We start from the raw sequence: 13,468 nt of genomic DNA on the forward strand, positions 1-13,468 counted from the left end.
AATTTAAATTGATTGATAGCAAAATAATTTTAGGTTATCTATAGATAAATAAGATGTTTCTTTATTCTAAAACTATTTCAGTATTTTATTCAAAATATGTGAATGAATTGTATAAATAGTTTAATTGAACACGTTAGGCTTTATCAAATGAACATCAATAAAATATATCAATTCTTGTGCAAATCTTTGGTTTTGTAACCCTCTACATAGGTTTGTAAGATATTTTTAATTTTTGCCTGATTATCTCCTTGTTCAGATAAATCAGATAACTGCATAAATACGCTGTTAATTTGATCAAAAAAATAAAAATGCTCATACGATTTTAAAATTCGTTCATGGTCAGTTTTGCTAACATTTTCAGATTCGATGAGTAGCTCTTCATATAGTTTTTCACCTGGACGCAATCCTGTAAACTGAAGTGCAATATCCCCTAAGCCTTTTTCATCTATAGGTTTAAACCCACTTAGACGAATCATCTGTTTAGCCAAATCAACAATTTTAACGGGTTCACCCATATCCAGTAGAAAAACATCTCCGCCTGTTCCCATTGCCCCCGCCTGAATCACCAACTGCGCAGCCTCAGGAATGGTCATAAAATAACGAGTCACCTCAGAATGCGTTACTGTAACAGGTCCACCTTTTTCAATCTGTTTTTTAAACAAAGGAACGACAGAACCTGATGAACCTAATACATTACCAAAACGAACTATACTGATTTGTGTTTGCGGTTTTGTGGCAGCTAAACCTTGACAATACAATTCGGCCATCCGTTTCGATGCACCCATGACATTGGTTGGACGTACAGCTTTGTCCGTAGAAATCAAGACAAAGGTTTCTACCCCTTGAGCCACAGCGGCATCAACACTACGGGCCGTACCAATTGAAGTATTATAGATCCCTTCAAACGGGTTGGCCTCAACCAAGGGCACATGCTTATAAGCTGCTGCATGGTAAACCGTTTGCACTTTGTACTCTTGAATAATACGTTCTAATTTTTGCTGATTGGTGACAGAACCTAGCACTGGAATAATTTGTATATCAGAAGCCTGCAATTCACGGTCGATTGAATACAAAGCAAATTCAGACATTTCAAACAGCACCAGCATTTTCGGCTGATGCTTCACGATCTGACGGCATAACTCAGAACCAATCGAACCGCCCGCCCCTGTCACCATGACCACTTTATTTTTAATATTTTTTTCTAACAGTTCAGGTTTCGGCGGTACAGGATCACGCCCCAATAGGTCGATAATATCCACTTCACGGATATCTGAAACTTTAACCTTACCATCGACCAGTTGGGTTACCCCTGGCAGTTCCATAATTTTGACATCTGCCGTATCAAAAGACTCAATAATCTCTTTTTTCCGTGCACGACCAACGGAAGGCATGGCAAGTAATACTTCTTCAATGCCAAATTTTCCAAGTTTTGCTTGCGCTTTTTTGGGTGAATAAATTTTTAAACCACTCAGTGACTGACCTTGTAAGGAGCGCTTATCGTCAATAAAACATACGGGCAAATAATCATCTGAGCGGTTTAAAGCTGCTGCAATTTGTTGTCCTGCCAGCCCTGCGCCATAAATTGCCACACGTTTACGGCTTTGCTTTTTGGCAAAAGTTTTAAGAGTAGCGTAGCGAATGACGGCACGGCTCCACCACATGTATGAAAACAGCATAAAGCCATACATGAGCGGAATACTCATGGGAATAAAAGCGACATTCAGTTTTTTAATCGTGTATAAGGCCACGATTTGGATAAATGTTCCGATTAAAATCCGCAGTAAATAGTCTTCATTAAATGAACGCACAATTGCACGATAAATACCGAGCAAGGCAAAAATCAGAATGCCTACCACACCGACATACATGTACCAAGCATCTAAACCTTGCATGACCTGTACATTGAGACGTGCCAAACGTATGGCATAAGCCAGCCACATCATTAACGGTAAAACACAGATATCCATCAGCACCAAAACGATTTGTTTTTGGCGACGCGGTAATGATGCTATAGAACGGATAATGTCTTTCACAAGATGCTCAAATGGGGTCAATAAAGCGGATGAGAGCGAATATTATATGCTCTTTTCAGGTTTAGATTTTTGCGATCACTGCTTGGATCGCATCCACGGTTTTTTGCAGGCTGTGCTCAGACAATGTTGGATGTACAAGGAACATTAAGCTTGTTGCACCGAGCTGTTTAGCGTACGGTAAAGACTGCGCAGGACGCCAAGGTGTACCATCAAATGCTTTTTCTAAATACACTTCTGAACACGAGCCGCTAAAACAAGGCACATTCAATGCATTGATTTCTGCCATGATTCGATCACGCGACCAGCCGTTGGGTAATGCATCGACATTGACTTGAACATAGCATTTATAGGCTGCATGCACATATTCAACAGATGGTTTTGCTACAGTAAAATACGGACTATTTTCAAACACCGCTTGGATACGCGCCATATTGGCATTACGTTTTGCAGTCCATTCTGGCATTTTTTTGAGCTGTAAACGGCCAATCACCGCCTGCATTTCCATCATTCGCCAGTTGGTGCCAAATGAGTCATGCAGCCAGCGGAATCCCGGCGGATGCTGAGTGTTGTAAACGCTGTCATAATTTTTGCCGTGATCTTTATACGACCACATTTTTTTCCACAGACTTTCGTCATTGGTAGTGACGATACCGCCTTCACCGCCCGTGGTCATGATTTTGTCTTGGCAGAAAGACCATGCGCCTATATGACCGATGGAACCAGCTGATTTTCCTTTGTACATTGCACCATGCGCTTGGGCACAATCCTCAATCACAAAAATGCCTTTTTCCTCAGCCAACTGCATGATCGGATCCATATCACACATCCAGCCTGCCAAATGCACACAGATAATCGCTTTGGTATTCGGTGTTATCACTGCTTCAATGGTACGGCGAGAAATATTCTGTGAATCCAGCTCTACATCGGCAAAAATAGGATTGGCACCTGCAGTCACAATCGAGCTTGCCGAAGCTAAAAACGTACGTGAGGTAACAATCACATCATCGCCTGCGCCAATACCTAAGGCTTTGAGTGCTACATCCAGCGCAACTGTACCATTGGCCACGGCAACTGCATGCTTGGTTCCTGCAAACTGTGCAAATTCCTTTTCAAATTCACGGCATTCTTGACCAGTCCAATAATTCACTTTATTGGATAAAAGGACTTTTGATACCGCATCGGCTTCTGCTTGAGTGAAGCTCGGCCAAGGCTCAAATGCACTGTTTAACATGGAGTTTTTCCTAGTCTCAAAATCGAGTTTAAACATCTATTTTTTCGTCACAATACGGGCAGGATTTCCCACAACTGTTGCGCCTGCAGGCACACTTTTAGTGACAACAGCGCCCATACCCACAACCGCACCTGCGCCAATGATGAGTGGCTGATCGGGTGTACCCTGCTTAATCATCGCACCCGCGCCAATATAGGCATGCGCGTGTATATGAATATTGCCGTTGCATTTTACGCCTGGCGCGAAAGTAACGAAATCCCCAATCACACAATCATGTTCAACATAACTGTATAAATTGGCTTGAAAACACTTACCGATTCTGACATTTGAGCCAATGGTGACAAATGGACTTAAAGCAGAGCCTTCATCGAGCTCAAGCTGATCCATTAGAACTACATTGTCCGCGATGATCGACCAAAGCTGAATGCCATCCATCTCTAAACGCTGAGCGATCTTTTCTCGTACATGACTATTGGCAATGGCAATTTGTACGTATTTTTCTGAAGCCGTTTCATTTAAAAATGCGAGGTAATTCATGGCACGATGAGCGTTTACTTCTGCAACCGATTCCAAGGCATCATCAATAAATACGATTTCTGAAGCATCGCTTTCACGTGCTAATTGCTGACGTGCAACAGGCATTAAACTGCGCCCGCAGCCTGAAGCGCCATAAATTGCATAGAGCTTAGTCATCTTTAGGCTCCGAAGTACCCGTAAATTTACTTATGGTCGCTTCACCTTCGGCACTAATATCATCTTTAGACAATACTTTTTGTACCGTTTTCAGCATGATTTTAAAATCGAGCCATAATGAACGGTTTTCGACATACCATGTGTCTAGCTCAAATTTCTTTTCCCATGAAATGGCATTGCGGCCATTCACTTGAGCATACCCTGTGATGCCCGGACGCACGTTATGACGTTTGGCTTGTTGCTCATTATAGAGGGGTAAATATTCCATCAGCAGTGGTCGTGGTCCGACAATACTCATCTCGCCTTTAAGCACATTCCACAGTTCAGGCATTTCATCCAAACTGCTGGAACGCAGCATTTGACCAAAGGGTGTTAAACGCTCACTGTCAGGCAAGGAATGACCTTGTGCATCAACCGCATCTTTCATACTGCGGAATTTGATCATTTCAAAAGGTTTGCCATTGAGCCCCGGACGCACCTGACGGAACAACACGGGTGAACCCAAATTTTTTCGCACCTTATATGCCACAAAAGCATATACAGGAGACAGCAGCACCAGCGCAGATGATGCAATCACAATATCCAATAAGCGCTTTAACATGGTTCACTCTTGAGGTTAGATAAAATGGCGGAGTCAATATTCATTTCTAGCAATGATTATACCCTGTCCAAAGCCATCAGATTTGTAAAATATTTCAACGGTCAAAGGGACTCAAGTATTCCCCATTCTAAAAGCTGTCACACCATATATCCGTTTAGAAATCTGTCCAACGACGATTGACTGCCTGACCCGGATTATTCATGCTGATCACCTTCGCATAGTTTCCCACCGCAGTTGCATTTTCAGGAATATCTTTGGTCACAACGCTTCCTGCACCTATAGTGGCATTATTGCCAATTTTGACATGCTCAATGATGCAGACATTGGGCCCAATATAAACATTATCGCCAATTTCTGCGGCTTGACGGCCGCCATTTGCACCAATGGTGGTAAATTGCGATAAATTCACATTATTGCCAATCACAGTTGTCGGATTAACGACCAACGGCCCGCCATGCCCAATAAACAAGCCGTAGCCAATTTGAGTCGTGGTATGAATATCAATGCCGTACTGCTTTTTTTTATAATAATAAATAGGATAAGCCAACTTTGCCCATACAGTTTTTGAACTGGCTAAACGCAGCCAAAATGAAAAATTAAAACCGCGATTGAAAAAATAAGTTTTCAAAAAAGTTTTAAAACTGACATGACCGGTATAACGGTATAAATCACTTTTTATATATTTTAAGATCATCTGGATCGCCTCTTAAATTGGGTAAATCGCCTTTAATGAATATCCATTTCAGCCATCATGTGCTTATTCACTTGATGCACATCATATTTATTCAGCGCAATTTCCCGCGAACGCTGTCCCATATACTCAATCAGTTTTGGATCTTCAATAAAATACTGCATGCTTTGCACCAGCTCATCGACTGATTTCACAGCAACCAAATAACCATTCACACCGTGCAATACCGTTTCACGACAACCTGGTGCATCGGTGGTAATAATCGCCCGTCCCATAGCCATCGCCTCTAATACCGTACGTGGCGTGCCTTCACGATAGGATGGCAGCACATAAACCGAACTGGCAGCAATTGCTGGACGCACATCACTCAGTTTACCCCAATATTTTAGGCGACCATCTGCAATCCAAGTATCGAGTTCGGCTTGCGAAATCGCAGATGGATTATCATCAATCCAACCGACCAAATGAAACTCAGCTTCAGGATATTGTGCTTTGATGATACGTGCCGATTCAGCATATTCACGCACACCTTTATCCCCCAAAAGCCGTGCAATGAGCAAGAATGAGGCTTTGACCACGCCTGCATCATCTTTCGGTAAAGGCATGACATCAAAGTCTTGTACATTTACCCCTGAACCATTCACTACTACAGTGGGTTTATTGGCATCAAGCAAATGCATGTCCTGGAAAAGCTTTAAATCATCAGGGTTTTGGAAAAAGACTTTGTCGCTACGTTTGAGCGCTTGCGCATATAAGCCATGCACCAGCTTTTGAAACAGACTACGCTTGCCAGATTCCACATTTTGAAAGGCATAGCCCAAACCTGTAATTAAGGCAAAACGATGCGGTACTTTCGCAAGCCAAGCCGCCAAGGTACCGTAAATGACCGGTTTAATGGTATAGGACAGCACATACTCAGGCTGAATTTGACGAATTTGCTGATACAGGTTTTTAAGTAATTTTAAGTCGGCAACCGGATTTGTGCCGGTGCGTTGCATTGGAATTTCATGCAGATGATAGCCAAGGGCTTGCAGTTTTTGTTGTTCTTCGGGGAATGATGCAAATTCAGGCGCCATGATATGAATTTCATAGCCTTGCGCAGAAATCGCTTCTAATAACTTGCCACGAAAATTGAGTACAGATGGCAAAAAACTGCTGATCATTAAAAACTTCATGCCTGTTGGCTCCACACCTGCATATATTGATGGCCGACAGTTTCAATACTGAAATTCTGCTCTACCCGTTCACGCGTCGCCTGTTTTAAGCTTTGTTTTTCTGCTTCTGATTTTTGTGTATAGGCTAAAATGGCATCCGCCAAAGCTTGCGCATTACGTGCTGGAACGATACTTCCTAAATCCTGCACAATATATTTGGCATCGCCAACATCGGTGCTGATACATGGCAAACCTGATGCCATTGCTTCGACCAATACATTCGGAAAACCTTCGGTAATCGAAGTCATGAGGAATGCATCAATGGATTGATAAAAGGCAGGCATGTCCGAGATTTGGTCTATTAAATGGACTTTTTCAGCATCTAGTTGATACTGATGAAATAAGGCTTTGACCTCAGGATTGTCTATACTCGCGCCGCTGCCAGCAATTTTAAAGATGATGTTTTTATCTTTCAGTAAGCCCATCGTTTCAAACAAATAGGGATAGCCTTTGGCTATGTGGTAGCGCCCTGCAAAACCAATCACGGTTGGTTCATGCAATTGAGGATTGGGCTGAAATTTATCTAAAAACACGCCATTGGCAATCACTTGACTATTGCCATTTTTAAAGCCAAAGGCCTGATGCTGCTGCATAGACGAATGCGCACAATAAATAATGGCACTGGCTTGCTGTGACAATATTTTGCTTATGCCCAAGGCAATCTTGGTGCTGATGGATTCATCTTTAGGAGAAGCAAGAGAATGATGAATGCCCCACACCACATTCGGTTTTTGGGCTAAACCGATGATACTCAAACTGGTCAACGCATTGGCATGGTACATCCAACATTGCACGATTTTAGGTTGTATTTGTTTGAGTAGTCCACGTAGTTTTTTGATGGTTCCGAGTGTATTTATGCCATTCCAACCGAGCGCATAATACGACTGACAACGCTCTAAAGTACTTTGATAAACCTCAGAGGTTTTCATCAATGCAATGATCACATGTTCATACTGCTGCTCTGTACATTGAATCAGGCGTGCCAACATCATCTCAGCACCGCCCACGCCTGCAAAGTTGGTAATCACATGTACCATTAACGGTTTATTCATGATGCAGACTCCATAATTCGCAAATACTGCTTAAGTACAGTTTGCTTATGAAACTGTTGAATATGCAGTTCAAAATCAGCATCTTGATATTGCACATAATCTGCAAATATCGCTTGCTGCATCGCTTGGGTTAAACCTGCCTGATCATTGCATTCGACTAATAAACCAAACTTGGTATGGTCTAAAATTTCACGTGGACCACTTGGGCAATCAGTACTGACCACTTTGACTTTGGATGCCAATGCCTGAATCAGCACGCCTGGTAAACCTTCCCAATTTGAGCTTAAAACAAATAGCGATGCATATTTAAAATAAGCATAGGGATTGGTATCAAAACCGGGTAAATCTACCACGTCGGTTAAATTCAACTGAGCAATTAAGGCTTCTAACTCACTACGTAACTCGCCCTCACCTAAAATAATCAGCCGTGTATCTGCATGCTGATCATGTAAGGCTTTAAAGGAGTGAATCATAAAACCAAAATTCTTAGCTTCAGTGAGACGGCCCACTGCCAAAATCACTTTATGATCATCGTTCAAAAATTCGTGTAAGACTGGCACTTTGAGTTTTTCAAAATAGGCATCGTCCAATACAGGGTTATAAATCGTGCTCAAATTATTATTTTTATAGCCATAATATTCACGAAAATCGGCTTCACCCCCTTTAGAGACACAGACCACTTGCTGTGCCATAGGATAAGTCCAATTCACCAAAGTTTTCAGCACAAATTTAGCAATGCCTTGCAACTTCATATTTTTTGACGGTGTCGATACTTCACGGAAGATCAAACGTGTTGCAACACCTGCAAGCTTTTTCGCAATGCCTGCCACAATATTGGTGTGGGTTTGCGTTGCGACCAAGCAATCGTATTGTTCAGCTTTTATTTTTATTTTTAAAGGCGTGATGCTATTCATCACACGACCGCAATTAAAATTGACCAATTCAATTTTAGAACTGACTTCGGGTAACAGCTTGGCTTTATCACCATTCAGGTCACACACACCCAAATGAATTTTGAGTCCTTGCTCAGCAAAGCTGTTCGCCAGTTGAATGACCGTACGTTCTGCACCGCCACCGCCCAAGCTTGGCAAAAAGAACATGACTTTATTCAACATATGCAGACCTAAATTTTATAAAATGGGAGAATATTAATGCGAGCTTTTTGAGGCTTGAATCGAAATGGCACGTTCCACACGGGCACGGTAATCGGTAATGCCAACCAAGTCGCTATCACTGGCACAGATGCTTTGAATTTTGGCTTGATAATCAGCAAAGCTCGACACCACTTTGGCAGGTACACCAATCGCCACGCTATGGTCAGGAATATCTTTGGTCACCACCGAACCTGCACCAATCACGACATTTGAGCCAATGCTCACGCCCGGCATAATAATGCTATTCACACCTATAAAGACATGCGAACCAACTTGAATCGGAGCAAAACGTTGATAGCGTTTGCCTTTATCATCTTTGACTAAGCAGGTACTGCCATCATGGGTAATAAATTTCACGCCTGAAGTCACCGTGACATGATCTCCAATTGAGACTAAAAACGGTTCTGAGCCCCAATTTTTAATATAAATTCGGCAGTTTTCACCAATTTTCACCCCCTTTTTACGTGCATATGCCACACTGCCCTTTGCCATAAAATAAGCAAGATCAAACAGCTGTCGAAAAGCAGAAACCATAAATGCCATACGCATGACCTATGTCAGGATCAGAAAATCAAAAGGGAGAAAATTAAGCTGAATATTTTACGCTGAAAATATGTTTTACGATATGCATAGCACTTTATACGGATTTGATTTTTTTGGCTGGAATACCGACATACACCCCTGATTCAGGTAAAGGTTTAGACACCAAACTACAAGCACCAATCACGCTATCATCGGCAATAGTTACACCATCAAGTACCGTAACTCGTGCACCAAGCCAAATATTTTTCCCTAAACTCACGCCCTGCTTGGTAATAGCATCTTTCACCAACAGATCAGGCTCACCAAATTTATGATTACTAGCAATCAAAATACTTTGCGTACCAATACGGGTATTGTCACCAATGCTTACACCACCACAACCATTAATAAAAGACTTAGAATTAATGCTGACATCTTGACCAATCGACACTTTTCCGCCAAAGCATTTGATATAACAGCTTTCACCAATAAAACTGTTATCTGCAATTTCTAAAATCGCACCTTGCTCGACAATTAAACTGACATGATCACCAATATAGACATTCTTACCGATCTTGACTTGACCATTAATCTCTAGGGTACACGCTTTGCCGAAGTAACGAAATTGTGTGCCAAATGCCATGTTGTACATCACTTTACGGCACTGTGAAGCAAACCAATTCATGTATTTTAAGATTTTAAAAAACATCAGTTTTTGTTTCTCCACACCACATATAAAATGGCAAAGTTATAGAAAATTAATGCCACAGGCACCGCAAGTAACATATACACTTTATCAACAAAGACAGCATAGAAGCCTGCAAATAAAGCGAACTTAATGATGAGTTCTACGATTTGCAACTTAAACAACACTTGGCTGTTGCGCTGAGCAATCAGAAAAGCCGAGCTTGGTGGATTACAGAAAATCGCCCAATAGCCCAAAGCTAAAATTTGGAAATAGCTCGAAATACCCACCCATTCACTGCCAAAAACCCATAAATATAAAGATTCAGGCAGAATGAAGAAAATGGCAAATAACGGTAGTGAAACCAGACTAAGCAGCACACTCGCCTTTAAGGCATTTTGATTGGATTCGGTGTTTTTAAATTTGCGAATAAAAAACTGACGCAAGGTTTGCGAAATCAGATTGATCGGTACACGAAGGGTACGCTCGACAATGGCATAGAAACCCATCGCCTGCACACCGACAAAATGCGACACAACATAGTAGGGCAAGTTATGCGAAAAACTATTCAGTAAGGCATGGGGCGTATTGGCATAAATAAAATCTTTATAATTTCTGAATGCCTGCCAACTGACTTGATATAGCTGATGCTTTATTAAATAAATCAACGCTGCCACAATCATGATGATCGAGCTCAGGTTATAACTATTTACTAGACTAATTTGCATGACAAATGGTAATAACAGTTGAACTGCCACAACAATGACACTACGGAAAATATTTAAGCCTGCGCAGAAATATTCTTGATGTGCTGAAAACTGATAATTATACAGACTTTGAATCAGGGTATTGGCAAGCACACCTGTCGCAACAGCCACTGCCATTTCAACATTTAAAATTGCACTGATGAGGATGCCACTAATGACAGCAATCGCAGTTGAGAATACAGCCCCTTCAAAAATCAGACTCTTTTTATCTTGCTCGTCCGCGACTAACAATGCTTGATCAAGACGTAAATTGGCAACCGTGGATAAAATACTGACAATCGCCAATGCAATCCCGTAAGCACCAAAGTCAGCAACAGAATATAGGCGTGTTAAAACAGGAAGTGCGATAAATGTAATTATCGCACCGACCAGTAAACTTAATGTAATCAGTCCAATGGACTGATATTTTGCGAAAAATTTCGCAATCATCTGTTCAATATCATTTTAAGTTGTTTACGTACCAACGCATAGCCAACTGAATACCTTCGGCAATTTTAAACTGCGGTGCATAACCCAAATGCTGCTCAATTTTGGCAATGCTGGCTTGTGAATGACGTACATCACCCGCACGGAATTCACGATACACAGGATCACGCTCAAAGTTCACATCATTTGTCGCAAGCGCTGCCTGAATCGCACGATACAACTCATTCAAAGTTGTGCGGTCACCTAGTGCCACATTATAGACCTGATTTTTTGCTTCATCGCTTTGCGTTGTCGCAGCTAAAATATTCGCTTGCACCACATTTTGAATAAAACAGAAATCTCGACTGGTTTCACCATCACCGTTAATAAACACATCTTCACCAGCAATCATTGATGATGTCCATTTCGGGATCACTGCTGCGTAAGCGCCTTTCGGATCTTGGCGTTGACCAAACACGTTAAAGTAACGTAAGCCAATTGTTTTAAACCCATAAGTTTTCGCAAATACGTCTGCGTATAACTCATTGACGTACTTCGTCACTGCGTAGGGTGAAAGTGGTTTACCAATATTTTCTTCTACTTTTGGCAATGCCGGATGGTCACCATAGGTCGAACTGCTGGCTGCATAAGTAAAGCTTGCAACACCTGTATCACGTGCTGCAGTGAGCATATTTAAGAAACCACTGATATTGGTTTCATTGGTCGTGATCGGATCGGCAATTGAACGTGGTACTGAGCCTAAAGCGGCTTCATGCAAGACATAATCCACACCTGCACATGCTTTTTGGCAATCTGAAAACTGACGGATATCACCTTCAATAAAGCTGAATTTTGCCCATTGCTCCGCAGTCACTAAGCTTTGTACTTCGTCCAAATTATGCTGATGCCCTGTGGCGAAGTTATCTAAACCCACCACAGTTTGATTGAGCTTGAGTAAAGTTTCTAAAAGATTCGAGCCAATAAAGCCTGCTACACCTGTCACCAACCAAGTTTTAGGTGCAGTTTTGAGCTTGTCACATACCTGTTGATATTGATTCATAATGGTATGCTCCTTACAAACGTAGATCAGATTCGGCTTGAGATAAGACGTATTTCAAGTCATATAACACATGATCAGCTTTACCCAAAGCACGAATTGCATCAGCGCCCATCACCTTAAATTGCTGATGGGCAACCGCAAGAATCACAGCATCATATTTGCCATTTTCTAAGTTTGAAATTGGGCTAATACCATATTCATGCTCAGCCTCAGCAGCATCTACCCAAGGGTCATAGACATCAATCTGAGTGTGATATTCCTTGAGTTCATTGACGATATCAATGATGCGTGTATTACGAATATCTGGGCAGTTTTCTTTAAAGCTTAAGCCTAAAATCAGTACCTTGGCATCTTCAACTTGAATACGTTTTTTCAACATGGCTTTAACTAGTTGAGTCACCACATAAGCACCCATACCATCATTTAAACGGCGACCCGCTAAAATAATTTCAGGATGATAACCCATCGACTGTGCTTTATGAGTTAAGTAATACGGGTCAACCCCGATACAGTGCCCACCGACTAAACCCGGACGGAATGGAAGGAAATTCCATTTAGTACCAGCCGCTTGTAATACCGCTTCAGTATCAATGCCCATTTTATTGAAAATCAACGCCAATTCATTAATTAAAGCTATATTCACATCGCGCTGAGTGTTTTCAATCACCTTCGCCGCTTCTGCAACCTTAATGCTGGCTGCTTTGTGCGTGCCCGCTTCAATAATCAAGTTATAGACTTGATCGACATAATCAGCGACTTCAGGTGTTGAACCCGACGTGATTTTTAAAATATTGGTAACGCGGTGCAGTTTATCACCTGGATTAATCCGTTCGGGGCTATAGCCCGCAAAAAAATCTTGATTGAATGTTAAACCTGATACTTTTTCTAAGACCGGAATACAGACTTCTTCTGTTGCACCGGGGTAAACGGTCGATTCATAGACAACGATATCACCCGCAGATAATACCTGACCAATACTTTGTGATGCTTTGATTAATGGAGTGAGATCGGGTTGTTTAAATTCATCAATCGGTGTTGGAACGGTCACAATATAAAAGTTACAACTTTTTAGATCTTCTAAATCTGCGCTATAACTCAACTGAGTTGCTTGCATCAACTCATCTGGAGACACTTCCAAGGTATGGTCTTGACTAGACTTTAACTCATCAATTCGCTTTTGATGAATATCGAAACCCAGCACAGAAACTTTTTTACCAAACTCTACAGCTAGAGGTAAACCAACATAACCTAATCCGATGATGGCAATTTTTAATTCGGAGAGTTGTAACATACTGAAGCCTATGTCATCGATGAATTATCAATCATCGTTATGTTGTAAATAGCGTTAAATTATATCAGA

13 protein-coding genes are annotated in these 13,468 nt (G+C 41.6%); all 13 read right to left on the minus strand.

Features of this window, described 5'->3' with window-relative positions; all coding sequences use genetic code 11:
• Positions 1 to 167 precede the first annotated feature (167 nt).
• Positions 168 to 2,033 (minus strand): polysaccharide biosynthesis protein, encoded by a 1,866-nt coding sequence (locus AC4MC0_RS17185; RefSeq protein WP_279731517.1) that lies wholly within the window; start codon positions 2,031 to 2,033, stop codon positions 168 to 170.
• A 61-nt stretch (positions 2,034 to 2,094) separates the two neighbouring features.
• Positions 2,095 to 3,264 (minus strand): DegT/DnrJ/EryC1/StrS family aminotransferase, encoded by a 1,170-nt coding sequence (locus AC4MC0_RS17190; RefSeq protein WP_279731516.1) that lies wholly within the window; start codon positions 3,262 to 3,264, stop codon positions 2,095 to 2,097.
• A gap of 36 nt (positions 3,265 to 3,300) precedes the next feature.
• Positions 3,301 to 3,957, minus strand: coding sequence for an acetyltransferase (locus AC4MC0_RS17195; RefSeq protein WP_279731515.1), 657 nt, complete (start codon positions 3,955 to 3,957; stop codon positions 3,301 to 3,303).
• On the minus strand, positions 3,950 to 4,558 hold the full coding sequence (locus AC4MC0_RS17200) for a sugar transferase (protein ID WP_094148644.1): 609 nt from the start codon (positions 4,556 to 4,558) through the stop codon (positions 3,950 to 3,952). The genes AC4MC0_RS17195 and AC4MC0_RS17200 overlap by 8 nt, the downstream gene beginning before the upstream one ends.
• 154 nt (positions 4,559 to 4,712) lie before the next feature.
• Complete coding sequence (locus AC4MC0_RS17205) at positions 4,713 to 5,252, minus strand: serine O-acetyltransferase (protein WP_279731514.1); 540 nt, start codon at positions 5,250 to 5,252, stop codon at positions 4,713 to 4,715.
• 32 nt (positions 5,253 to 5,284) lie between these two features.
• A complete protein-coding gene (locus AC4MC0_RS17210; protein WP_279731513.1) occupies positions 5,285 to 6,424 on the minus strand; it encodes a glycosyltransferase family 4 protein in 1,140 nt (379 codons plus the stop codon).
• A complete protein-coding gene (locus AC4MC0_RS17215; RefSeq protein WP_279731511.1) occupies positions 6,421 to 7,515 on the minus strand; it encodes a glycosyltransferase in 1,095 nt (364 codons plus the stop codon). Before AC4MC0_RS17215 ends, AC4MC0_RS17210 begins: the two co-directional genes overlap by 4 nt.
• Positions 7,512 to 8,630, minus strand: a complete 1,119-nt coding sequence (locus AC4MC0_RS17220; protein ID WP_279731510.1) for a glycosyltransferase — start codon at positions 8,628 to 8,630, stop codon at positions 7,512 to 7,514. The genes AC4MC0_RS17215 and AC4MC0_RS17220 overlap by 4 nt, the downstream gene beginning before the upstream one ends.
• A gap of 33 nt (positions 8,631 to 8,663) precedes the next feature.
• Positions 8,664 to 9,212, minus strand: a complete 549-nt coding sequence (locus tag AC4MC0_RS17225) for an acyltransferase (RefSeq protein ID WP_279731509.1) — start codon at positions 9,210 to 9,212, stop codon at positions 8,664 to 8,666.
• 94 nt (positions 9,213 to 9,306) lie between these two features.
• Positions 9,307 to 9,876 carry an acyltransferase gene (locus AC4MC0_RS17230; protein ID WP_227555144.1) on the minus strand — a complete coding sequence of 190 codons (570 nt, stop codon included), beginning with the start codon at positions 9,874 to 9,876 and terminating at the stop codon, positions 9,307 to 9,309.
• Between the two features lie 23 nt (positions 9,877 to 9,899).
• Complete coding sequence (locus AC4MC0_RS17235; RefSeq protein ID WP_491887172.1) at positions 9,900 to 11,072, minus strand: oligosaccharide flippase family protein; 1,173 nt, start codon at positions 11,070 to 11,072, stop codon at positions 9,900 to 9,902.
• A gap of 10 nt (positions 11,073 to 11,082) precedes the next feature.
• The gene (locus AC4MC0_RS17240) at positions 11,083 to 12,108 is read right to left on the minus strand and encodes an NAD-dependent epimerase/dehydratase family protein (protein ID WP_491887173.1); all 1,026 of its coding nucleotides are present in this window, start codon (positions 12,106 to 12,108) and stop codon (positions 11,083 to 11,085) included.
• A 13-nt stretch (positions 12,109 to 12,121) separates the two neighbouring features.
• On the minus strand, positions 12,122 to 13,399 hold the full coding sequence (gene tviB, locus AC4MC0_RS17245; RefSeq protein ID WP_279731503.1) for a Vi polysaccharide biosynthesis UDP-N-acetylglucosamine C-6 dehydrogenase TviB: 1,278 nt from the start codon (positions 13,397 to 13,399) through the stop codon (positions 12,122 to 12,124).
• Between the last annotated feature and the right edge of the window lie 69 nt (positions 13,400 to 13,468).

The sequence above is a fragment of the Acinetobacter sp. CAU_H_S139_7 genome, from assembly GCF_058599305.1.

Bases quoted from the DNA above. Each gene is read 5' to 3' on its own strand.
- AC4MC0_RS17230 (WP_227555144.1), bottom strand. From the start codon at position 9,876: ATGAATTGGTTTGCTTCACAGTGCCGTAAAGTGATGTACAACATGGCA.
- AC4MC0_RS17190 (WP_279731516.1), bottom strand. From the start codon at position 3,264: ATGTTAAACAGTGCATTTGAGCCTTGGCCGAGCTTCACTCAAGCAGAA.
- AC4MC0_RS17225 (WP_279731509.1), bottom strand. From the start codon at position 9,212: ATGGCATTTATGGTTTCTGCTTTTCGACAGCTGTTTGATCTTGCTTAT.
- AC4MC0_RS17195 (WP_279731515.1), bottom strand. From the start codon at position 3,957: ATGACTAAGCTCTATGCAATTTATGGCGCTTCAGGCTGCGGGCGCAGT.
- AC4MC0_RS17220 (WP_279731510.1), bottom strand. From the start codon at position 8,630: ATGTTGAATAAAGTCATGTTCTTTTTGCCAAGCTTGGGCGGTGGCGGT.
- AC4MC0_RS17200 (WP_094148644.1), bottom strand. From the start codon at position 4,558: ATGTTAAAGCGCTTATTGGATATTGTGATTGCATCATCTGCGCTGGTG.
- tviB (WP_279731503.1), bottom strand. From the start codon at position 13,399: ATGTTACAACTCTCCGAATTAAAAATTGCCATCATCGGATTAGGTTAT.
- AC4MC0_RS17210 (WP_279731513.1), bottom strand. From the start codon at position 6,424: ATGAAGTTTTTAATGATCAGCAGTTTTTTGCCATCTGTACTCAATTTT.
- AC4MC0_RS17235 (WP_491887172.1), bottom strand. From the start codon at position 11,072: ATGATTGCGAAATTTTTCGCAAAATATCAGTCCATTGGACTGATTACA.
- AC4MC0_RS17205 (WP_279731514.1), bottom strand. From the start codon at position 5,252: ATGATCTTAAAATATATAAAAAGTGATTTATACCGTTATACCGGTCAT.
- AC4MC0_RS17215 (WP_279731511.1), bottom strand. From the start codon at position 7,515: ATGAATAAACCGTTAATGGTACATGTGATTACCAACTTTGCAGGCGTG.
- AC4MC0_RS17240 (WP_491887173.1), bottom strand. From the start codon at position 12,108: ATGAATCAATATCAACAGGTATGTGACAAGCTCAAAACTGCACCTAAA.